The 21,887-nt window shown below is 62.5% G+C and carries 16 protein-coding genes and 1 pseudogene; 11 read left to right on the forward strand and 6 right to left on the reverse strand.

The features are described 5' to 3' along the window. The first annotated feature begins 13 nt into the window (after window positions 1-13). The 3 genes from catA to GST84_10155 all read left to right on the forward strand — a co-directional run bounded on the left by catA (window position 14) and on the right by GST84_10155 (window position 3,818). A complete protein-coding gene (catA, locus tag GST84_10145; GenBank protein XGB12713.1) occupies window positions 14-949 on the forward strand; it encodes a catechol 1,2-dioxygenase in 936 nt (311 codons plus the stop codon). A gap of 115 nt (window positions 950-1,064) precedes the next feature. Next, window positions 1,065-1,559: a GNAT family N-acetyltransferase gene (locus GST84_10150; GenBank protein XGB12714.1), complete on the forward strand. Its 495-nt coding sequence runs from the start codon at window positions 1,065-1,067 to the stop codon at window positions 1,557-1,559. Between the two features lie 162 nt (window positions 1,560-1,721). Beyond that, a complete protein-coding gene (locus GST84_10155; protein ID XGB12715.1) occupies window positions 1,722-3,818 on the forward strand; it encodes an EAL domain-containing protein in 2,097 nt (698 codons plus the stop codon). 17 nt (window positions 3,819-3,835) lie between these two features. Here GST84_10155 and GST84_10160 read toward each other — a convergent pair whose 3' ends face one another. Further along, window positions 3,836-4,660, reverse strand: a complete 825-nt coding sequence (locus GST84_10160; GenBank protein ID XGB12716.1) for an aldo/keto reductase — start codon at window positions 4,658-4,660, stop codon at window positions 3,836-3,838. A gap of 243 nt (window positions 4,661-4,903) precedes the next feature. Here GST84_10160 and GST84_10165 point away from each other — a divergent pair, with 243 nt between their 5' ends. Continuing rightward, on the forward strand, window positions 4,904-5,782 hold the full coding sequence (locus tag GST84_10165) for an EamA family transporter (protein XGB12717.1): 879 nt from the start codon (window positions 4,904-4,906) through the stop codon (window positions 5,780-5,782). A 59-nt stretch (window positions 5,783-5,841) separates the two neighbouring features. Here GST84_10165 and GST84_10170 read toward each other — a convergent pair whose 3' ends face one another. After that, window positions 5,842-6,747, reverse strand: coding sequence for a LysR family transcriptional regulator (locus tag GST84_10170; GenBank protein ID XGB12718.1), 906 nt, complete (start codon window positions 6,745-6,747; stop codon window positions 5,842-5,844). A gap of 386 nt (window positions 6,748-7,133) precedes the next feature. On the opposite strand from GST84_10170, the gene katG reads away from it, so the two are divergent. The 3 genes from katG (at window position 7,134) to GST84_10185 (ending at window position 12,257) form a co-directional block, all read left to right on the forward strand. Next, window positions 7,134-9,389: a catalase/peroxidase HPI gene (gene katG / locus GST84_10175; GenBank protein ID XGB12719.1), complete on the forward strand. Its 2,256-nt coding sequence runs from the start codon at window positions 7,134-7,136 to the stop codon at window positions 9,387-9,389. Window positions 9,390-9,548: 159 nt separating this feature from the next. Then, the gene (locus GST84_10180) at window positions 9,549-10,760 is read left to right on the forward strand and encodes a M24 family metallopeptidase (protein XGB12720.1); all 1,212 of its coding nucleotides are present in this window, start codon (window positions 9,549-9,551) and stop codon (window positions 10,758-10,760) included. A gap of 162 nt (window positions 10,761-10,922) precedes the next feature. Next, window positions 10,923-12,257, forward strand: a complete 1,335-nt coding sequence (locus GST84_10185) for an MFS transporter (protein ID XGB12721.1) — start codon at window positions 10,923-10,925, stop codon at window positions 12,255-12,257. Between the two features lie 124 nt (window positions 12,258-12,381). Here the strand turns inward: GST84_10185 and GST84_10190 are convergent, their stop codons facing one another. Further along, entirely contained in the window at window positions 12,382-13,389 is a 1,008-nt protein-coding gene (locus GST84_10190) for a helix-turn-helix domain-containing protein (GenBank protein XGB12722.1), read from the reverse strand. Window positions 13,390-13,570: 181 nt separating this feature from the next. Between GST84_10190 and pssA the strand changes: the two genes are divergently transcribed. Both pssA and GST84_10200 read left to right on the forward strand, forming a co-directional pair. Beyond that, a complete protein-coding gene (gene pssA / locus GST84_10195; protein ID XGB12723.1) occupies window positions 13,571-14,899 on the forward strand; it encodes a CDP-diacylglycerol--serine O-phosphatidyltransferase in 1,329 nt (442 codons plus the stop codon). 231 nt (window positions 14,900-15,130) lie between these two features. Beyond that, entirely contained in the window at window positions 15,131-16,276 is a 1,146-nt protein-coding gene (locus GST84_10200) for a diguanylate cyclase (GenBank protein XGB12724.1), read from the forward strand. A 121-nt stretch (window positions 16,277-16,397) separates the two neighbouring features. Here the strand turns inward: GST84_10200 and GST84_10205 are convergent, their stop codons facing one another. Next, a complete protein-coding gene (locus tag GST84_10205; GenBank protein ID XGB12725.1) occupies window positions 16,398-17,771 on the reverse strand; it encodes a DUF3412 domain-containing protein in 1,374 nt (457 codons plus the stop codon). A gap of 292 nt (window positions 17,772-18,063) precedes the next feature. Between GST84_10205 and GST84_10210 the strand changes: the two are divergent. Next, window positions 18,064-19,122 (forward strand): annotated as a pseudogene (locus GST84_10210) (IS110 family transposase). Window positions 19,123-19,416: 294 nt separating this feature from the next. Here GST84_10210 and GST84_10215 read toward each other — a convergent pair. Further along, window positions 19,417-20,478 (reverse strand): putative sulfate exporter family transporter, encoded by a 1,062-nt coding sequence (locus GST84_10215; protein ID XGB12726.1) that lies wholly within the window; start codon window positions 20,476-20,478, stop codon window positions 19,417-19,419. 112 nt (window positions 20,479-20,590) lie between these two features. Between GST84_10215 and GST84_10220 the strand changes: the two genes are divergently transcribed. Beyond that, a complete protein-coding gene (locus GST84_10220) occupies window positions 20,591-21,478 on the forward strand; it encodes a LysR family transcriptional regulator (protein ID XGB12727.1) in 888 nt (295 codons plus the stop codon). Window positions 21,479-21,530: 52 nt separating this feature from the next. Here the strand turns inward: GST84_10220 and GST84_10225 are convergent, their stop codons facing one another. After that, window positions 21,531-21,887, reverse strand: coding sequence for a nicotinate phosphoribosyltransferase (locus tag GST84_10225; protein XGB15740.1), 357 nt, complete (start codon window positions 21,885-21,887; stop codon window positions 21,531-21,533).

The following is a 21,887-nucleotide window of genomic DNA, read 5'->3' on the forward strand; positions in this document are numbered from 1 at the left end:
CGAGGTAAGCACGATGACCGTGAAAATTTCCCACACTGCCGACATTCAAGCCTTCTTCAACCAGGTGGCTGGCCTGGACCATGCCGAAGGAAAACCGCGCTTCAAGCAGATCATTCTGCGCGTGCTGCAGGACACCGCTCGGCTGATCGAAGACCTGGAAATCACCGAGGACGAGTTCTGGCACGCCGTCGACTACCTCAACCGCCTGGGCGGCCGTAATGAGGCGGGCCTGCTGGCTGCTGGCCTGGGCATCGAGCACTTCCTCGACCTGCTGCAGGATGCCAAGGATGCCGAAGCCGGCCTTGGCGGCGGCACCCCGCGCACCATCGAAGGCCCGTTGTACGTTGCCGGGGCGCCGCTGGCCCAGGGCGAAGTGCGCATGGACGACGGCACTGACCCAGGCGTGGTGATGTTCCTTCAGGGCCAGGTGTTCGATGCCAACGGCAAGCCGTTGGCCGGTGCCACCGTCGACCTGTGGCACGCCAACACCCAGGGCACCTATTCGTACTTCGATTCGACCCAGTCCGAGTTCAACCTGCGCCGGCGTATCATCACCGATGCCGAGGGCCGTTACCGCGCGCGCTCGATCGTGCCATCGGGGTATGGCTGCGACCCGCAAGGCCCAACCCAGGAATGCCTGGACCTGCTTGGCCGCCACGGCCAGCGCCCGGCGCACGTGCACTTCTTCATCTCGGCTCCAGGGCACCGACACCTGACCACGCAGATCAACTTTGCAGGCGACAAGTACCTGTGGGACGACTTTGCCTATGCCACCCGTGACGGGCTGATCGGCGAACTGCGTTTTGTCGAGGATGCCGCGGCGGCGCGCGACCGCGGCGTGCAAGGCGAGCGCTTTGCCGAGCTGTCGTTCGACTTCCGCTTGCAGGGTGCCCAGTCGCCTGACGCCGAAGAGCGAAGCCATCGGCCGCGGGCGTTGCAGGAGGGCTGAGCCCGAGGTTGTGTCACTGTGATTTTGCCTGGGGCTTTCCGTGCGGGGAGGTCCCGGGCTTTTTGCTGCAAGGGCCTGGTGATCTAGAATCGTCCTTTTGCTCAGGCCCCACACCATGCTCCCCCTCGCGCTGCTGCCAACCACCATCGACCAGGCTCCACTGATCCGCAATCTCTACCAGTTCTATTGCTACGAGTCCTCCGACTGGGAGCAGGAAGACGTCGAGGCGGATGGCCGCTTCTACATCCACGAGCAGCACCTGCAACGTTACTGGCAGGACGACGGCTGGGGCGCGTTTCTGGTGCTGGCAGACGGGTTCATCGCCGGCTTCGTGCTGGTCGAGCGCAGCGAACTGCCTGGCATCGATGCGCAGGAGCTTGCCGACCTGTTCATCTTGAAGAAGTACCGTCGCCAGGGCATCGGCCAGGCGGTGGCGTTGCAGTTGCTGGGGGGCAAGGGCGACTGGCTGCTGCGCTGCTACGCACAGGATCTGGCCGCCGTGGCTTTCTGCAATGCAGTGCTGGCGAGCCTGCCGCGGCCGGCGCAGGCTATCGCTTTGGGGGATGAGCCGGACTTGCTCAATTTTCTGGTGACTGGCACCCGCCATTGAGGGGGCGTGCGCTTTCGTTCGGCCTGATAACGAGAAGCGCCATTTTTGTGAGTTGCTTCACAAAATTTTCATTGGCAGCATAATGCCATTATCGCTTTCCAAGACCCGGCCGCCGCTTGCCGGGGTCCCTTTTCATGCGTTTCGAAAGTTCAGGTAAAGTTCATGTCGCTCGCAGCAAACCCCGACATCATGTACCGGCTATTGATCCAGAGCGTGGTGGATTATGCCATCTACCTGCTTACCCCTGAAGGTATCGTCGCCAACTGGAACCCCGGGGCCCAGCGCGCCAAGGGGTACCATGCCGAAGAAATCGTCGGCCAGCACTACTCTGTGTTCTACACCGATGCCGAGCGCGCAGCCGGGTTGCCGACATTTAACCTGGAGCAGGCGCGCAGCACCGGACGCTTTGAAGAAACGGGCGCACGCCTGCGCAAGGACGGTACGGCCTTCCACGCCCATGTGGTCATCGAAGCGGTGTACGACGATGCCGGGCAACTGGTGGGTTTCGCCAAGGTCACCCGCGACATTTCCGAACGCCACCGCCAGGAGCTCGAACTGCTGCAGGCCAAAGAGCTGGCCGAGCAGTACAGCCAGGAGATGGCCAAGCTGTCGCAGTTCCTCGATTCGGTCATTGCCAACATTCCCGCGAGCGTCATCGTCCAGGACCTGGAAAGCCAGCGCATCCTGTTGGCCAACCAGCAGGCCGAACGCCTGTTCGGTGGGCCGCAGCGCAGCATGATCGGCCAGTTGCCCAAGGAATGCCTGGCACCGGCTGCCGGTGACTACCTGGAGCAGCAATTCGTGCGTGGTGCCCGCAGTACCAAGGGGCACGCCGCCGAAACCCGCGTGGAAACTGCCCGTGGTCCACGCACCCTGCGCAGCCGTACCCTGCTCAGCCAGAGCCGCGAGGGGCAGGCCGATTACGTGTTGTTCGTGGCTGAAGACGCCACCGAAGAGCTGGCCGCCCATGCGCAGATCCACCACATGGCGCACCATGACGCGCTCACCGGGCTGCCCAACCGCACGCTGTTCCACGAACGGCTACGCCAGGCCTTGTTGCGCGGCAGCGAAAACGCCAAGCTGACCGCTGCCCTGTGCCTGGATCTGGACAACTTCAAAAACATCAACGACTCCCTTGGCCATGCTTTCGGTGACAAGCTGCTACGCGAGTTGGGCAAGCGTCTGCGCCGCGAACTGCGTGAGCACGACACCTTGGCCCGCCTGGGTGGCGATGAGTTTGCCGTGGTGCTGACGGGCCTGGAGGGGCGGGATGCCGCATGTAATACCGCGCAACGCCTGATCAAGGCCATCAGCCCGCCGTTCCAGATCGAAGGGCATCAGTTCGCGGTGGGGGTGAGTATCGGCATCGCCATCGCGCCTGATGACAATGACCAGGCAGAGCAGCTGTTGGGCTATGCCGACATGGCGCTGTACCAAGCCAAGCGTAACGGCCGTAATCGTTATGAATGCTTCGATGTCGAACTGGACGTTGCCGCCCGCCAGCGCCGTCTGATGGAAACCGACCTGCGCACAGCGCTGCACCTGGGGCAGTTGCAGCTGCACTACCAGCCGGTAGTCGATCATCAGACCAGCAGCGTTACCGGTTATGAGGCGCTGCTGCGCTGGGAACACCCGACCCGTGGCATGGTCATGCCGATGGATTTCATCCCCATTGCAGAAGAAACCGGGTTGATCCACGAGCTGGGCAACCGTGCGCTGAATCTGGCCTGCCAGGAGGCGGCAAGCTGGGACGGTGAGCAGACGGTGTCGGTCAACCTGTCGGCGGTGCAGTTCAAGAACGGCGATCTGGTGCATACCGTCGCCCTCGCGCTGGCCGACTCTGGCCTGCCGCCGCAGCGACTGGAGCTGGAAATTACCGAATCGGTGCTGCTGGGCAACAGCGAGGAAAACGTGCGCACCTTACGCGCCCTGAAAGACCTGGGCGTGTCCATTTCACTGGATGACTTTGGTACGGGCTACTCATCGCTGGGCTACCTGCGCTCGTTCCCCTTCGACCGGATCAAGATCGACAAGTCGTTCGTGCATGACATGTGCGACAGCCGCGAGGCCATGTCGATCATTCGCGCCATTACCGAGCTGTCCAACAGCCTGATGATCAAGACCACGGCCGAAGGCGTGGAGTCGGAGGAGCAGATGCGCCGGCTCGCGGCGGAAGGCTGTTCGCACTTCCAGGGCTACTTTTACGGGCGGCCGGCACCGGCGAGCGAGCGGTTGAAGCAGGTCATCACGCAAGAATAGTGACTTGCGCGGCGGCCTCAGCTGTTCCAGTCCGGCGCAAACGGCGGGCTGACCACGCGCTGGTCTTTCGGCAGCCCGGCAATGGCTGCGCGGTCTTCGTCATCCAGCTGCACGGTCAATGCGGCCAGGTTGGCCAGCTGGTTTTCGCGGCTGCTGGCTTTGGGGATCGCCGCCACGCCGTCCTGATCCAGCAGCCATTTCAGCGCTACCTGGCTGGGCAGCACGCCATGCTTGCGGGCAATCGCCTGGATCACCGGCTGCGCCGCTGCCTGGCCGCGTGCCAGCGGGGTATAGGCGGTGAGCAACAAATCATGGCTGCGGGCGAAGTCGAGTAGCGGTTGCTGGCTGAGCAGAACATGGTATTCCACCTGAATCGCCGACAACGGCGCGCCCAGGGTTTCCACCACCTGGCGCAATAACCCCAATGGGAAGTTGGCCACGCCGATGTGGCGCGCCTTGCCTTCGTCACGCAGGGCTACCAGGGTGTCGATGCTGCGGGCCAGGTCCCAGTCTGTGCCTGGCCAGTGGATGTGGAACAGGTCAACCTGTTCGGTACCCAGCGCGCGCAGGCTGTCTTCCAGCGACTGACGCATGGCTTTGGGCTCCAGACGGTCCCACCAGACCTTGGTGGTCAGGTGAATCTGCTCGCGTGGCACGTCGCTGTCGCGCAGTGCCTGGCCAACGGCCGCTTCGTTTTCGTAGGCGGTGGCGGTGTCGATGTGTCGGTAACCCACGTCCAGTGCCTGGCGCACGGCCTGGGTGCATTCACTGCCGGTCATTGGCCAGGTGCCCAGGCCGATGGCGGGCAGGTCCAGGCCGGTGCGGGTGGTGAGCCTTTGCATGTAAATTCCTTGTAGGGTGCAGGGGTCGGTCGATGGTCAGCGATCAACCGTGCACGGGCCATGCATGCCAGGTGGAAAGTGGTCGATCAGCGAACAGAAATTGCACTTGGCCGGGGCAAGCGGCAAATGAACTTCCTTATTCTGCGGCATCTCTTCTAGAATCCCAGCTGTTACATCCGCCGGGCAATGCCTGCGCATCCTTCCCCGGGCGCGGCTTGCTGCCGCGCCGTCATCGAGAGAGCCATGAGTTCCAGCACACCGCTGTCCGGCGTCAACCAACCCCTGCGCGGCATCGCGTTGGTGGTGGTGGCGACGTTCCTGTTCGCCAGCCACGATGCCTTGTCCAAATTCCTGGGTGGCCTGTACCCGATAGTCATGGTGGTGTGGGCGCGTTATGTGGTGCACACGTTGCTGATGGCCGGCATCTTCCTGCCCAAGTCTGGGCTCAACGTGTTGCGCACCCGCCGGCCGGTATTGCAGACCTTGCGGGCCCTGAGCCTGCTGAGCACCAGCCTGCTGTTCACGACCGGCTTGCAGTACCTGCCACTGGCGGAGGCCACGGCCGTCAACTTCCTTGCCCCGGTGCTGGTCACCGCGCTGTCGGCGCCGCTGCTGAAAGAGCGAGTGACAGTGGGGCAGTGGGTGGCGGTGGTGATGGGCTTTATTGGCGTGCTGGTAGTGGTGCACCCGGGTGGGGCGATGTTTACCCCGGCCATTCTGTATCCGTTCGGTTCGGCATTGGGCTTCTGCTTCTATCAGTTGCTGACGCGCATTCTGGCGGCGCATGACAGCCCGACCACCAGCAACTTCTATGCAGGGTTGTGCAACACCTTGGCGATGAGTGCGCTGGTGCCGTTCTTCTGGGAAGTGCCGCGCTGGGACCATGCTCTGTTGATGCTGGCACTGGGCGGCTTTGGCATGACTGCGCACCTGCTGTTGACCCAGGCCTTCCGCCATGCAGCGCCAGCGTTGCTGGCGCCGTTCAGTTATTGCCAGATCGTGTTTGCCGGGTTGCTCGGCTTCGTGGTGTACAGCCAGGTGCCGGATACCCTGAGCCTGGTGGGGATTTTGGTGATCTGCCTCAGCGGGCTCGGTGCAGCGTGGATGCAGCGCGGCAAATAGCAGCCGCGTGCTTCAGGCTGTACGACCGTTAGGCGCAGCGTTGCGCTGCGAAGAGGGCATCACTGCGTGGCCATGAACTGCAGGATGCGGTCGCGCAGCCAGCGCTCGGCGGGGTCGTTGTCCTGGGCGCCGCTCCAGACCATCGACAGCTCGGCCTCGGTGATGTCGAACGGCGCCGGGTCGGCGCGCAGGCTGCCGTCGTCGGCGAGGGCACAAGCGGCATAGTCCGGCACGGTGGCGATCAGCTCGGTGTTGCGCAGCAGGGCACGCAGGCTACCGAACTGCGGCACCGCCAGCACCACCTTGCGGCAACGACCGATGCGGGCCAGATCGAGGTCGATGTTGCCGCTCATGTCACCGGAGAACGACACCATCACATGCGGGCGGGCGCAGTATTCGTCGAGGGTCAGCGGCCCTGGGCGGTCGTCGGCGCGCAGCACCCGTACGCCGATGTCGCGTAGTTTGCGGCGTTTGGCGGTGGCCGGCAGGTCGGTGGTATAGCTCACGCCTACCGAGATCTCGCCGCTGGCCAGCAGGCCGGGCATCAGCAGAAAGTTGGCCCGCCGCACTACCACGCTGATCTCCGGGGCCTCTTCGCGCAGGGCCTGCAGCAGGGCCGGAAACAGGCCGAACTCGGCATCGTCAGAAAGCCCCAGGCGGAACACGTTGCAGCTGTTGGCCGGGTCGAACTCGCGCGCGCGACTGATGGCGGCGGAAATCACGTCCATGGCCGGGCCAAGTTCGGCAAAGATCTGCAGGGCCCGTGGGGTGGGTTCCATGGCCCGGCCGTTGCGAATCAGCAGTGGGTCGTCGAACAGCTCGCGCAGGCGGGCGAGGGCGGCGCTGACGGTGGATTGGGTGATAAACAGCTTTTCGCCGACGCGGGTCAGGTTGCGTTCGATCATCAGGGCTTCGAACAGCACCAGCAGGTTCATGTCGACGCGGCGCAGGTCGTTGCGGTTCATGAGGGCTCGGCGTCCGGGGCAAAGGGTATGGCTGTGTATTTAAGCAGGGTGCCGGGCCTTGTGCCTTGTATGGATGTGCCGGCCTGGTCGCGGGCTTGATCGCGATGCGGCCGATACAGGCCAGTGCCTGACAGAGCCAGCCTATCAGGCTCCAACAGCCACTCTATTAGAACTCTGCCCAAGCTCGACTAGTCTTTCCCGTGGCCCCGCGAATTCCGCGACCGGGCAGCGCGTCAGCACCTGTGTGCAAGACCGTGGCCCCCCGGCGTGACAGCTTCGCAAGCCCCGTGTACACCTGATGAGGGGTAGTACGAGCCCACCCGCTCGGCTGAAAGAACACTGGCATAGACCGGAAATCTGGATAACCGACCCAAAGGTACCCGCAGATGTCGAACGAATCGAAATGCCCGTTCCATCAAACCGCAGGTGGCGGCACCACCAACCGTGACTGGTGGCCTGACCAGCTCAACCTGAGAATTCTTCACCAGCATTCCTCCAAGTCCAGCCCCGACCCGGACTTCGACTATGCCAAGGCGTTCAAGAGCCTCGACTTCCAGGCCCTGAAGAAAGACCTGACCGCCCTGATGACCGACTCGCAGGACTGGTGGCCGGCCGATTTCGGCCACTACGGCCCGCTGTTCATCCGCATGGCCTGGCACAGCGCCGGCACCTACCGCATTGGTGACGGCCGTGGGGGGGCGGGCTCTGGCCAGCAACGTTTCGCCCCGCTCAACAGCTGGCCGGACAACGTCAGCCTGGACAAGGCCCGGCGCCTGCTGTGGCCGATCAAGCAGAAGTACGGCAACAAGATTTCCTGGGCCGACCTGATCGTACTCACCGGTAATGTTGCCCTCGAGTCCATGGGCTTCAAGACCTTCGGCTTTTCCGGCGGGCGTGCCGATGTGTGGGAGCCGGACGAAGACGTGTACTGGGGCTCGGAAAAGGAGTGGCTGGGCGGCGATACCCGTTATGGCAAGGATCAGGCCAAGGCGCAGGCGCCAGGGCAGGGTGACCTGGTGGCCGAGCCGGCCAAGCATGGCGAAGAGCAGAATCGCAACCTGTCAGCCGAGCGTAACCTGGAAAACCCGTTGGCCGCCGTGCAGATGGGCCTGATCTACGTGAACCCGGAAGGCCCGGAAGGTAACCCGGACCCGGTGGCCTCAGGCAAGGACATCCGTGAAACCTTTGGCCGCATGGCCATGAACGATGAGGAAACCGTGGCGTTGATCGCCGGTGGGCACGCGTTCGGCAAGACCCACGGTGCCGGCCCCGCCGACAACGTCGGCCCCGAGCCGGAAGCGGCAGGCCTGGAGATGCAGGGCCTGGGCTGGCATAACACGTTTGGCTCCGGCAAAGGCGGGGATACCATCACCAGTGGCCTGGAAGTGACCTGGACCTCCACCCCGACCCGGTGGAGCAACGAATACCTGAATAACCTGTTCGACTTTGAGTGGGAGCTGACCAAAAGCCCGGCTGGCGCGCACCAGTGGCGGCCGAAAGACGGCAAAGGCGCAGGCACGGTGCCAGATGCACACGATCCCGGTAAAAAGCACGCACCGTCTATGTTGACCTCCGACCTGGCATTGCGTTTCGACCCCATTTACGAGCCAATCGCTCGCCGCTTCAAAGAAAACCCTGACCAGCTGGCGGATGCTTTTGCCCGTGCATGGTACAAGCTGATCCACCGCGACATGGGCCCGCTAGCGCGCTACCTGGGCCCGGAAATGCCCAATGAAGAGTTGCTGTGGCAAGACCCGCTACCCAAAGCCGACCCAGCCACGATCAGCGAGCAAGACATCGCGACCCTCAAGTCCAGGATCCTGGCCTCGGGTTTGAGCGTGGGCGAACTGGTCTCCACCGCCTGGGCATCCGCGTCGACCTTCCGCGGCTCCGACAAGCGCGGTGGTGCCAACGGCGCGCGTTTGCGCTTGGCCCCACAGAAGGACTGGGCTGCAAACCAGGGCGTGGACAAGGTGCTGGCGGTGTTGGAGAAGATCCAGGCCGAGTTCAACAACAGCGGCAAGAAGGTTTCCCTGGCTGACCTGATCGTGCTGGCCGGTACCGCGGCAGTCGAAAAAGCTGCCAAGGATGCCGGTTACAGCGGCAGCGTAGGATTCCGCCCGGGGCGGGTCGATGCGTCTCAGGAGCAGACCGACGTCGAGTCGTTCGCCGTGCTGGAGCCGCTGGCCGATGGCTTCCGCAACTTCACCAAGGCACGTTACAGCGTCAAGGCCGAGAAACTGTTGCTGGACAAGGCGCAGTTGCTGACCCTGACCGCGCCGGAGCTGACCGTGCTGATCGGCGGCCTGCGCGTGCTCGGTGCCAACCATGGTGGCAGCAACCTCGGCGTGTTCACCGACAAGCCGGGAACGCTGAGCAACGACTTCTTCCGCAACTTGCTGGACATGAGCGTGGAGTGGAAACCCACCTCGGCGGACAACGAGACCTTTGAAGGGCGCGACCGCAAGACCGGGCAGGTGAAGTGGAGCGGTAGCCGGGTCGATCTGGTGTTCGGTTCGCATGCCCAGTTGCGGGCGTTGAGCGAGGTGTATGGCAGCAGTGATGGGGGTGACAAGTTTGTCCGGGACTTTGTGGCCGCCTGGCAGAAGGTCATGGAACTGGACCGCTTTGATTTGAAATAGCGTTGCCTGGCGGGGGGCGCTTAGCGCCCCTCCTTGGCCACTGGTTATTCCGCCAATTCCAGGTCGGATAGATACAAAAGTGTCCTCGTCGGTTCTGTTGCAATGCTTCTCAGGCGGCCGGCCTGAACAGCGTGCTCACAACGACAAGGAACCCCGACCATGCAAATGCCCAAGACCCTGAAAATCCGCAATGGCGACAAGGTACAACCAACCTTCTCCGCTCAGGAATACGCTGCTCGCCACGCCCGGCTGCGGGCCTATATGGCCGAGCAGGACATCGAGGCGGCAATCTTCACCTCGTATCACAACGTCAACTATTACAGCGATTTCCTCTACTGCTCGTTCGGCCGCCCTTATGCGCTGGTGATTACCCAGGACAAGGTAGTCTCGATCAGCGCCAACATCGACGGCGGGCAACCCTGGCGGCGCACGGTCGGCACTGACAACATCGTCTACACCGACTGGCAGCGCGACAACTACTTTGTCGCCATCCAGCAGGCGTTGCCGCTGGCCTCGCGCATTGGCGTGGAGTACGACCACCTGAACCTGCAGAACCACGGCAAATTCGCCGCCTGCTACCCCAAGGCCGAGCTGGTGGACATCGCTGCGCCGTGCATGCGTATGCGCATGATCAAGTCGGCCGAGGAGCAGGCGCTTATCCGTCACGGTGCGCAGGTGGCCGACATCGGCGGGGCGGCAGTGGTCGAGGCCCTGCGTGAGCATGTGCCCGAGTACGAGGTGGCACTGCATGCCACCCAGGCGATGGTGCGCGAAATTGCCAAACGCTTCCCGGACGCCGAGCTGATGGACACCTGGACCTGGTTCCAGTCCGGGCTCAATACCGATGGCGCGCACAACCCGGTCACCAGCCGCCGTGTGGGCAAGGGCGAGATCCTCAGCCTCAACTGTTTCCCCATGATCGCCGGTTATTACACTGCGCTGGAGCGCACCCTGTTCCTTGACCACTGCCCGGACGAGTACCTGCGCCTGTGGCAGGCCAACGTCGAAGTGCACGAAGCCGGGCTGCAACTGGTGCGCCCGGGCATGCGCTGCAGCGATATCGCCCGCGAACTGAACGAGATTTTCCTGCGTCACGACCTGCTGCAGTACCGCACCTTCGGCTATGGCCATTCGTTCGGCACGCTCAGCCATTACTATGGCCGCGAGGCGGGGCTGGAGCTGCGCGAGGACATCGATACCGTGCTGGAGCCGGGCATGGTGGTGTCGATCGAGCCGATGATCATGCTGCCTGAAGGGCGACCGGGGGCTGGCGGTTATCGCGAGCATGACATCCTGATCGTCAACGACAGCGGCGCCGAGAACATCACCAAGTTCCCGTATGGGCCGGAGCACAACATCATTCGCAAATAAGCATCGGCGTCGGCTGCTTCGCGGGTGAACCCGCTCCTACAAAGATTTCACCGTTTTCGTAGGCGCGGGTTCACCCGCGAAGAGGCCGGCCCAGACAACAACAAGATCCCCGTATGACCACCAGACCCTGCCTCCAATTAAAAGAATCAGAGGGTACACGTCATGTCCAGCACCACCCTTGACCCGTCCGCTATTGCCGGCCCCGCACACAACGCCGAACGCCAGGCGCTGCGCAAGGCCGCCCGGGCCAGCTTCATGGGCAACTTCGTCGAGTGGTTCGACTACGCCGCCTACGGCTATCTGGCCACCATCATCGCCGCCACCTTCTTCCCGCAAACTGACAAGACCACCGGTTTGCTGGCCACCTTTGCGGTATTCGCCCTGTCGTTCCTGGTGCGCCCGCTGGGTGGCATCGTCTGGGGCCATTTTGGCGACCGACACGGTCGGCGCAACGCGCTGTCATGGTCGATCCTGATCATGTCGGTATCCACCTTCTGCATCGGCTTGTTGCCGGGCTATGCGCAGATCGGGCTGTGGGCGCCGGCCTTGCTGTTGCTGATCCGCCTGGTACAGGGGTTTTCTGCCTCGGGTGAGTACGCCGGGGCCGCTGCGTTCCTGGCCGAATACGCGCCGCCTGGGCGGCGTGGCTTGTACACCAGCATCGTGCCGGCCAGCACGGCAGCGGGGTTGTTGTTCGGTGCGGCGTTCGTCGCGGTGCTGCATGAGCTGCTCAGCAGTGAAGCCCTGCATGAGTGGGGCTGGCGCCTGCCGTTTCTGCTGGCGGCGCCGTTCGGCCTGGTAGGGCGCTATATCCGCATGAGCCTGCAGGACACGCCCAAGTTCCTGGAGATGGAGCAGCGTCTGGAAACCAAGGCCGGCATGGCCACGACGCCGCTGCGCGAACTGCTGGGCCAGCACCGGCGCAGCCTGGCGATCGGCATAGGTGTCACCTGCCTGAATGCGGTTGCGTTCTACCTGTTGCTCAGTTACATGCCGACCTACCTGTCCAGTGAAATGGGCATGAGCGAGCGGGATTCGTTCATCGCCTCGACGGTGTCGCTGGCCACCTATATCGGCTTGATCTTCCTGATGGGACGGTTGTCCGACCAGTTTGGTCGCAAGACCATGCTGGTGGTGGCCTCGCTGTTGTTCCTGGGGTTGACCGTGCCGTTGTTCCGCCTGCTTGATGGGCAACCGCTGCTGGTGATTCTGGCCATCCAGATCCTTTTCGGTGCGATGCTGGCGATGAACGACGGGACCTTGCCGTGCCTGCTGGCCGAAATCTTTCCGACCCGGGTGCGCTTCAGCGGGTTTGCCCTGAGCTTCAATGTGGCCAACTCGCTGTTTGGCGGGACAGCGCCGTTCATTGCCACCTGGCTGATTCAGGTGACGGGCAGCAAGCTGGCCCCGGCAGGCTACTTGCTGGCGGCAGCACTGGTGGCGCTGGTGGCCATGCTGATGTGTCGGGAGACGGCGCACGCGGCCCTTGAAGATTAGTTGACCTGCACTGGCCCCTTCGCGGGCAAGCCCGCTCCTACAACGGCCTGTGTCGGACCACCGATGTGCGTGTAGGAGCGGGCTTGCCCGCGAAGAGGCCAGCCAAGCCAGTACATGACCCTATTCAATGGAGAGAGGCCTGCCGCCGCTCCCCTAAAGGCGACAGCCCGAAGAACCGGCTATAACTCTTGGAGAAATGCGCAGGCGAACTGAAGCCGCAAGCCAGCGCTACCTCACGTACTTGCACGTCACTGCGCAGCAGTAACTCCCGCGCCCTCGACAGCCGAAGCTCCAGGTAATACTGGCTGGGCGTGCGCTGCAGGTACTTGTGGAACAGCCGCTCCAGTTGGCGCACGGTCACTTCGTTGAGGCTGGCCAGTTCCTCCAACCCCAGCGGTTCCTCCAGATTGGCCTCCATGATCGCCACCACCTGGCTCAGTTTGGGCTGAGCGCTGCCGAGCAGGGTGCGCAGCGGCACACGCTGGCGCTCACGCTCACCGCGTACGCGGTCGCACAGCAACAGCTCGGCGGCCTTGGCCGCGATGTCCTGGCCGCCCGTGTCCCGGGCCACCAGTTGCAGCATCATGTCCATGGCCGCCACGCCACCTGAGCAGGTGTAACGGTCGCGGTCCAGTTCGAACAGCTGGCTGGAGATCACGATACCGGGGAAGTGCGCCTGCAACGTCGGCAGGTCTTCCCAGTGGATGGTGCAGCGGTAACCCTTGAGCAATTCGGCCTTGGCCAGCAGATAGCTACCGGTGCAGATACCGCCCAGTGGCAAGCGCTGGCGGGCCAGTTGGCGCAACCAGTCGATCAGAGGGCGGTTGCTACGGCTTCGGTCGATCGGGTTGGCGCCGACCACCAGCAAGGCATCCAGCGCGGGGGCGTTGGCGATGTTGTAATCGGGCAGCACGCGCATGCCGTTGCTGGCCACCACCGGCGCGTCGTCTGCGGCGATCAGCACACTGCGATACAGTGGCTTGCGCGCGGCCAGGTTGGCCATGCGCAGGGTCTCCACCGCGGACGCAAGGCCGATGGTGGTGAAATTGGGCAAAATCAGGAAGCCAAAGGTCTTTGCCGAACAACCCTTTACAATAGACGGCGATAGGTTTGCAGAAGCGGGGTGGACCATTGCGCTGTTCCTGTGCAAGCTGAGGCCTGGTTGGTCAGGGGCAGTGAGAAAGCAGAGCCTCGCGTGGTTCTTGTTGTTATGTGTCGTTGCGGGGTCGATCATACACCCCGGATGCAGCGGCCAGGAATGGCCCCGCCGGCTGGCAGGGCCGACAGTGATTGCACAGAGAAGGTGAGCGTCAGTGAACCCCGAATCCATGCTGGCGGGCTTGTCAGGCTACGCCATGCCCCCCGAAGCGATACAGGTGCTGCCCGATGCCAAGGCTTACCGCGCGTGCCTGTTCGAGCGCATCCGTACGGCGACTCGGCGCATCGTTATTGTCGCGCTGTACCTGCAAGAGGACGAGGCTGGCCAGGAAGTGCTGGATGCCTTGTACCAGGCCAAGGCCGCGCGGCCAGGCCTGGAGATCACCATCGTGGTCGACTGGTTCCGCGCCAGGCGAGGGCTGCTGGGGGGCGGGCGTCAGCCGGGCAATGCTGCCTGGTACCAGGCCCAGCGCCAGTTGCGCGGGCTGGATATCGCCATCCATGGCGTGCCAGTGCAGACCCGCGAACTGTTCGGGGTGTTGCACCTCAAAGGCAGCATCATCGACGATTGCGTGATCTACACCGGTGCCAGTCTGAACAACGTCTACCTGCATCGTTTCGACCGCTATCGCCTGGACCGCTACCACCTGTTCCAGTCACCGGCACTGGCTGATGCCATGGTCGGCCTGGTGCATCGTTTGCTGCATCACACTGCCACACCGCGCCTCGACCTGCCGGCGCCACCTTCTACCCGCAGCTTGCGCGGCGACATTCGGCGCTTGCGCGCACGGCTGCGGCGCATGGCCTATGAGGTACCGGCCAGCGTGACGGGGCAGGGCCTGCAGGTGATCCCGCTGTTGGGTGTGGGCCGTGGCAATCCACTGAACCGGGCGCTGTGCGCCTTGCTGGCAGTGGCGCGCACGCAGATCATCATCAGTACGCCGTACTTCAACCCGCCGCAGGTCGTGATGCGCGAACTTGACCACGCCCTGGCGCGAGGGGTTGGGGTGGAACTGATTGTCGGTGACCGCACCGCCAACGACTTCTACATCGCCCCTGGCGAACCGTTCAGTGCCAGTGGTGCATTGCCCTATCTGTATGAGGATAACCTGCGCGCCTTCGCCCGCCGCCGCCACGCCGCGATTGCCAGTGGCCAGCTGCAAGTACGCATCTGGAACGATCCCGGGCATACCTTCCATGCCAAGGGCGTGTGGATCGATCAGCGTTATTCGTTGCTGACCGGCAACAACCTGAACCCGCGCGGGTTCAACCTGGACCTTGAGAACGGCCTGCTGATCGACGACCCGCAGGGGCAATGGCTGGCGCCACGGGAAGCGGAGTTGAGCGAACTGCGGCGCTTTGCGCCGAAAATCGGTTCGGCAGAGGCGCTGGGGGCGAAGGCCGAACATCCCAAGCAAGTGCGCAAGTTTCTGCGTCGGTTGCGCTATAGCCGGTTGGAACCGTTGATCAAGCGGGTGCTCTGACGTCGCCTGTACTGGCCCTGTCGCCGGCAAGCCAGCCACAGGGCCAGAGTGGTGCGCACCGTGCATTGATGTCATTATGATATTGCTGCCCACGGCCCTTTTCAGGGGCTGGATTACAATGTGCAGGCAACCGTGCAAGGCCCCTCTGAACGTGATCACGATCGCATACAGTCGGGCCTTTTCCCGTTAACCAGACAGGCCAATGCGTATATGGCGTTAGATCCACCCACGATGCTGACTATTTCAGTCGCTTTGGCCGCTGCGGCCGCCTTGTACCTGGCGATTGAATGGCGCAGTGTGCGCGAAACCTCGTTGCTTTACTGGAGTGCGGGTTTCGCCACGATTACGGTTGGTAGCACCCTGGCATTGTTGCGCGGGGCCGGCTTGCTGTTCATCGGTATCTGGTTCGCCAATGGCTTGCTGGTGATGGCCCACGTGTTTTTCCTGATCGGCGTGCTGCGCTTCACCCAGGAGCGCTTGTCACGTGCCTGGCTGATGATCGTGGTGGTCTGGTTCGCCTTGCTGCTGCTGCCCGTGGGCCCGCAATGGTCGAAGGTGATGTTGATGGTCAACTCGTTGTTGGTGGCCTCGCTGACGCTCAAGGCCAGTTTCCTGCTGCGGCCACATGGCAAATCGCTGAGTGTCGGCGCCGTGCAACTGCGCTACGTGTTGCTGATCCATGGGCTGTTCTATGTGGCCAAGGCGGCCATCGCGATCACGCCAGGCACGCTGATTGACCTGGCGACCTTTGGCGGGCTGATCATTCAGGTTTCGCTGGTGGAAGGCGCGATGGCGATCATGCTGATTGCCTTGTCGATGACCGGCACCGTACGTTACCGGCGTGAAGAGCGCATTGCCCGGCTGGCAGCCCGTGACCCGCTGACTGCGCTGTACAACCGGCGTGCGCTGGAGGTGCGGGCGGGGCATTTCTTCAAGGACGTGAGCCCGGCGCAGCCTGGGGCATTGCTATTGATCGACATCGACAACTTCAAACTGGTCAACGACCTGCATGGGCATATAGCCGGTGACCGATTGCTGATTGCCTTGAGCGAGATGATTCGTACGGCGCTGCCCGAGCGCTCGCTGGCGGCGCGTTTGGGCGGGGATGAGTTCGTCATCTTGCTGGGTGGCGCGAGCAGTGAACGGGTCATGGAACTGGGAAGTGGGCTGCGTGAGCAGTTCCAGCATTACGCCGACAAGACCGTGCCTACGCCCCAGGCGGTTACCTTGAGCATTGGTGCCAACCTGTTCGATCAGCCGCCGACGAGCCTGGCGGCGTTGATCGAGCAGGGGGATGTGGCGTTGTACCAATCCAAACGTGGGGGGCGCGACAGCATTCGGTTTTTCGAGCGGGCGATGGCTGAACTTCGCCAGTGAGCGAGTCACCTGGGTGGCTGAGCTTTCATGAAACCCATGTGGGTGATCCGTACAGGCGCTCCTGTCACCCGGCCCCCGCGTTTGACGGGCATCCATGCCCGTCGTCAGCAAAGCGGAGTGGTCAGGTCGCCACCTGATAGCACGGCACATACTCCGCGCCACCGGGCAGCTTCATCCGGTGCTGGTCGACGAATGCCTGCAGCAGCCGGCCCAGTGGGTCCAGTACGGCGCTGTCGCCGTGGATCTGATACGGCCCGTGTTCTTCGATCAGGCGGATGCCTTTGTCCTTGACGTTGCCTGCGACAATGCCGGAAAACGCCCGACGCAGGTTGGCCGCCAGTTCATGGGGCGGCAGCTCGCGGCGCAAGTCCAGTTCAGCCATGGCCTGGTGGGTCGGGTCGAACGGTCGCTGGAAGCTCTCCTCGATCTTCAGCAGCCAGTTGAAGTGGAAGGCATCGTTGCGTTCGCGGCGGAACTGCTTGACCGCTTTGAGGCCGTCGACCATGTGCCGGGCGACTTCCGCCGGGTCGTCGATGATGATTTCGTACAGGCGATGGGCGGCCTCACCCAGGGTGGCGCCGACGAAAGCGTGCAACTGTTGCAGATAAGGCTCGGCGCTGCGCGGGCCGGTGAGCACTACCGGGAACGGCAGGTCGTGGTTGTCCGGGTGCATGAGGATGCCCAGCAGGTACAGGAACTCCTCCGCTGTGCCGGCACCGCCCGGGAAGATGATGATGCCGTGGCCGACACGCACGAAGGCCTCCAGGCGCTTCTCGATGTCTGGCAGGATCACCAGTTCGTTGACGATTGGGTTGGGCGCCTCGGCGGCGATGATGCCGGGCTCGGTCAGGCCAAGGTAGCGGCTGCCATGCATGCGTTGCTTGGCATGGGCGATGGTGGCGCCCTTCATCGGGCCTTTCATCACGCCCGGGCCGCAGCCGGTGCAGACATCCAGCTTGCGCAGGCCCAGTTCGTGGCCGACCTTCTTGGTGTACTGGTATTCTTCGGTGCTGATCGAGTGGCCGCCCCAACACACCACCATCTTCGGCTCCACGCCCGGGCGCAAGGTGCGCGCGTTGCGCAGCAGGTGGAAAACGTAATCGGTGATGCCCTGGGAGCTTTCCAGGTCGATGCGCTGGCTGGCCAGCTCGCTTTCGGTGTAGACGATGTCGCGCAAGGCGCTGAACAGCATTTCACGGGTGCTGGCGATCATTTCGCCATCGACGAAGGCGTCGGCCGGGGCATTGAGCAGCTCCAGGCGCACGCCGCGGTCCTGTTGGTGGATACGCACCTCGAAGTCCTTGTAGGCCTCAAGGATGGTCTTGGCATTGTCGACATGGGCGCCGGTGTTGAGGATTGCCAGGGCGCACTGGCGGAACAGCGTGTAAAGGCTACCGGTACCGACTTCACTCAGTTGTTGCACTTCACGTTGTGACAGCGTTTCCAGGCTGCCTTTGGGGCTGACGGATGCATTGATGACATGGCGTTGAGGCATCTAAGTCTTTCCTGTGCGGGTAAAACATCCTTCTTTGACACCACCATACCGAGAAATGTGGGCGGCAACGAGGGGGGCGTGGAAAAACCTTGAGACCGAGCTGCCTGCTTCGCGGGTAAACCCGCTCCTACAGGGGCCTTGCCGTCTTCAGGGCAGCACCCACCTGTAATCGATGGACTCGCCCCCGCCGAGGCATCACAGTGCCACGGTGGTGTTCGAAGAAGCCAACGGCAGCGAGGGCGAGACCATGAAAAAGCATAGTTCGAAACACGATTCCCTGTCTTCCACTGATGTGGAGCTTTGCACAACCATCTGCGTAGACCTGGCCAAACAGGTCTTCCAATTAGCAGGCGAGGACGCTACTGGTCGGGTGATCTACGAAGATCGCATCAAATCCCGCCAAGCGTTCCATGATTTCCTGCTCAAGCTGCCAACGACCGTGGCCGTTTTGATGGAATGCGGTCCAGGTGCACAAGCTTGGGCCAGACTGCTGCAGGCCAAAGGTAATCCGGTTCGCATCCTGCCGGCGCAACGTGTCGCCGAACATCGCAGCGGTGCAAAGAACGATCGTAACGACTGCTATGCCATTTTGCGTGCCGGTCGCGATACGAGCATCGCTTCGATACCGATCAAGAGCACCACAGCACTGGCTATTTAAGCGCTGCACCGTATCCGGCGCGGTAACATCAAGCGACATACCGCGCTGGGTAATCAGATCCGTGGTTTGCTACTTGAGCATGGCGTATCCATGCCCCAGGGTGATGCCGCGATCAATAAGCATGTGCCTCAGGCGCTTGAGGATGCTTCCTTGCCTCTGCCCGACTTGTTGCGCGAGTTGCTCGATGAGTTGCTGATGGACTGGTTGTCTTTAGGTGAACGCATAACGGTGCTGAGCCGGCGGCTCGAAGCGACTGCCCAGGAGGATAAAGTCGCTCAGCGACTGATCACCATTCGCGGCGTCGGCCCTATCATTGCCACGGCGATCGTGGCGAAACAGACCGACCCCAGCCGCTTCGCCAGTGGCCGAATGTATTCCGCCTTCTTCGGTATCGTGCCCGATCAGCACAGCAGCGGAAACAAAATCAGATTGGGCAAGATGAGCAAGCGCGGTGACGGCTACATACGCAGCCTGCTGATCCAGGGCGCCCATTCTGTTTTGAGTCAGTTAAGGCCTGATTCCGATCAGCCAGATGATCGCCGCCTCTTGCGCTGGCTATCCCGCCTTGGGCGCAAGGAGGCGGCGATCAGGCTGGCTAATCGAAATCTGCGGATTATCTGGACGCTGTTACAGAGCGATCAGGTTTACCAACGCAAACCGAACGAAAAACCGGAGGCGGCTATGAGCCTCTGACCAACCGGGTAATGCCATCGGGGCGCTAGGCGCTCCAACCCCTGCTAGTGAACATTGACCCTAGGTAAGACCGTCGCAGACCGATGCCTCCGCTCCTACAGGCCTGATAGTGGCCTCAATGTAAACGGCACACTGCGAGCTCACCACGATGTTGGCCAGAAGCAAAAAGCTTCCTCGAATAGGCCTGATACATAGATGCAACCGGGTTCCTATGTTCAAAAAGCAGCTAGACAGTGTGGGCGAGTCCATACATAGGAGCGGGTTTACCCGCGAAGCAGCCGACTCGGTCTCCAGTCAGCCCAACAGCTTCTGCACCCCCAGGGTAATCGCCAGCCCCCCGCCAACCAGCCACAGGTTAAGGATCGCCCCGGTGGCCAGCGCCCGTGGCCCGGCCTGGCGAATCTGGCTGAAGCGCGTTTCCATTCCCAGTGCGGTCATGGCCATGGTCAAGGCAAAGGTGTCCAGGCTGTTAACTGCCTGGGTCACGCTGCCAGGCAGCACGTGTAGCGAATTCACCAGGACCAGTGCCAGGAAGCCGAAAGCGAACCAGGGCATGGCAATGCGCCCGTTGCCCTGCGCCTGGCCAGCCTTGCGCGAACGGCTGATCCACAGGCCCACCACCAGCAGTACAGGTACCAGCAGCATGACCCGGGTCATCTTGACGATGGTGGCGACGTGCGTGGCTTCGGGGCTGACATTGCTGGCCGCGCCTACCACCTGAGCCACTTCGTGGACAGTGCCGCCCAGCAACAGCCCGGCGCCCATGGTATCCAGATGCAGCCAGCCGGCATTGATCGCCAGTGGGTAAAGGAACATGGACAAGGTACCGAACAGCACCACGCTTCCGACTGCCATGGCGCTTTTATGGGGGGCGCTGCGCAGCGCCGATTCGAATGCCAGCACGGCGGCAGCGCCGCAGATGGCGCTGCCGGCGGCGGTCAGCAAGGCGGTATCGCGGTCGAGCTTGAACACTTTCATGCCACACCACAGGCCGATCAGCAGGGTACTGGTGACGACCAGCACCGACACGACAAGCCCCGACCAGCCGACTTCGGCAATTTCCTGCAGGCTTACCCGCAAACCAAAGAACGCCACGGCAATGCGCAACAGGCCGCGAGCGGAAAAATTGATACCTGCTGCCCAGCTTGCCGGTACGCCGTCACGCAGCGCGTTGCCATACAAGGCACCTGCGACAATACCCACGATCAGCGGGCTGATGCCCAGGTTGGCGATAGCGGGCATGGCCGCCAGTTGCGTGACTGCGACCGCGAACAGCGCGACGAACAGGATGCCATTGAGCCGCCCTCGGGTGGAGAGGGTAGGGGCAAAGGCGGGGTTGGACGGAACCGTGGCCATGTGAGTCCTCCGGAAAAGGTGTTTCGACAAGGCCTACGTTAATCTGGTTATAAGCTTATAAAAAATCGTAATTTAGGATGGCAAATATCCGTTTAGCTGATATTTTTGAATCATGACCCCAGAACAGCTGATAACATTCGCCACGGTTGCCGAGCACGGCAACATCAGCCATGCGGCTCAAGCCCTGCACCTGTCGCAGCCGGCAGTGTCCGGCCAGCTCAAGCTCTTGCAAGAGGCGTTTGGCGAACCCCTTTACCAACGCGCCGGCCGCGGTGTGCGGCTGACTGCGGCCGGTGAGCAGTTGCTGGCGCATGCCGAGCGCCTGCGCGAAACATTCCGCCAGGCCCAGGCGCTGCGCGAGGCCATGCGCGGGCTGGAGCGCGGCACCTTGCGCATCGGCGCCAGTACCACGCCCGCCAGTTACCTGCTGCCTTACCTGATCGCCGACTTTCACAGGCGTTATCCGGATGTGCTGGTCAGCACCTCGCATGGCAATACGGCGGAGATCGTCGCCGCCTTGGACAGTGTCGATATCGCCCTGATCGAGGGGCCGCCCGGGCAGGAGTTGCCGTTGGGTACGCAAGTCACGCCGTGGCGCGAGGACGAGATCGTGGCGATTGTGCCCCGTGGGCACCCCTTGGCAGGCAGTGACCAGCAGATGCTTGCGGCGCTCGGCGATTACCCGTTGGTACTGCGTGAAAGCGGCTCGGGCGTGCGACAGATTGTCGAGCGGGCGTTTGCCCGTGAAGGCGTGGCGATGCGTGTGGCGCTGGAGATTGCTGGCGTTGAGGGGGTAAAAGAGGCGGTCCGGGCCGGGATGGGCGTTGGCTTTGTTTCGGCGATGTCCATTCGTCACGAAGATGGCGTGCTGCACCGGCTGCAGGTTGCGCCGCAGGCATTGGTGCGGCGCTTTTCCATTCTGTTGCCGCATGCGGCTACGCCTTCGCGGGCTGCCTCGCGGTTTCTTGAATTGTGTGTTGCCATGCAGGAGGTGGGTTGATTGTACTGGTCTCTCTGCGGGTGTGCCTGTGAAGAGACCAGTACAGACACCCTCAATTCAACTGAAAGACGTGTTTCAGATAGGCAACGAAATTCTCATCCCGGCACTGTGTCTTGCCCGGGCTGTCGGAAATCTTCGCAACCGGCGCCCCGTTGCAGTCGGTCATCTTGATCACGATGTTCATCGGTTCCACCCCCGGTATGTCGCAGGTCAGCCGGGTGCCAATGCCGAAGCTCACATTGATCCGATTATGCAACGCCCGGTATAGCCCCAGTGCCTTGGCAAAATCCAACCCGTCGGAAAAGATCAGGGTTTTGCCTTTCGGGTCGATCCCCAGCCGTTCATAGTGGGCAATGGCCTTTTCCGCCCAGGCCAGCGGGTCGCCCGAATCGTGAAAGGTGATCCCAAT

It is taken from the genome of Pseudomonas putida (assembly GCA_041879295.1).
GTDB lineage: Bacteria > Pseudomonadota > Gammaproteobacteria > Pseudomonadales > Pseudomonadaceae > Aquipseudomonas > Aquipseudomonas putida_Y.

Coding starts and splice junctions, on each gene's coding strand:
- catA (XGB12713.1), top strand. CDS start 14: ATGACCGTGAAAATTTCCCACACTGCCGACATTCAAGCCTTCTTCAAC.
- GST84_10150 (XGB12714.1), top strand. CDS start 1,065: ATGCTCCCCCTCGCGCTGCTGCCAACCACCATCGACCAGGCTCCACTG.
- GST84_10155 (XGB12715.1), top strand. CDS start 1,722: ATGTCGCTCGCAGCAAACCCCGACATCATGTACCGGCTATTGATCCAG.
- GST84_10160 (XGB12716.1), bottom strand. CDS start 4,660: ATGCAAAGGCTCACCACCCGCACCGGCCTGGACCTGCCCGCCATCGGC.
- GST84_10165 (XGB12717.1), top strand. CDS start 4,904: ATGAGTTCCAGCACACCGCTGTCCGGCGTCAACCAACCCCTGCGCGGC.
- GST84_10170 (XGB12718.1), bottom strand. CDS start 6,747: ATGAACCGCAACGACCTGCGCCGCGTCGACATGAACCTGCTGGTGCTG.
- katG (XGB12719.1), top strand. CDS start 7,134: ATGTCGAACGAATCGAAATGCCCGTTCCATCAAACCGCAGGTGGCGGC.
- GST84_10180 (XGB12720.1), top strand. CDS start 9,549: ATGCAAATGCCCAAGACCCTGAAAATCCGCAATGGCGACAAGGTACAA.
- GST84_10185 (XGB12721.1), top strand. CDS start 10,923: ATGTCCAGCACCACCCTTGACCCGTCCGCTATTGCCGGCCCCGCACAC.
- GST84_10190 (XGB12722.1), bottom strand. CDS start 13,389: ATGGTCCACCCCGCTTCTGCAAACCTATCGCCGTCTATTGTAAAGGGT.
- GST84_10200 (XGB12724.1), top strand. CDS start 15,131: ATGCTGACTATTTCAGTCGCTTTGGCCGCTGCGGCCGCCTTGTACCTG.
- GST84_10205 (XGB12725.1), bottom strand. CDS start 17,771: ATGCCTCAACGCCATGTCATCAATGCATCCGTCAGCCCCAAAGGCAGC.
- GST84_10215 (XGB12726.1), bottom strand. CDS start 20,478: ATGGCCACGGTTCCGTCCAACCCCGCCTTTGCCCCTACCCTCTCCACC.
- GST84_10220 (XGB12727.1), top strand. CDS start 20,591: ATGACCCCAGAACAGCTGATAACATTCGCCACGGTTGCCGAGCACGGC.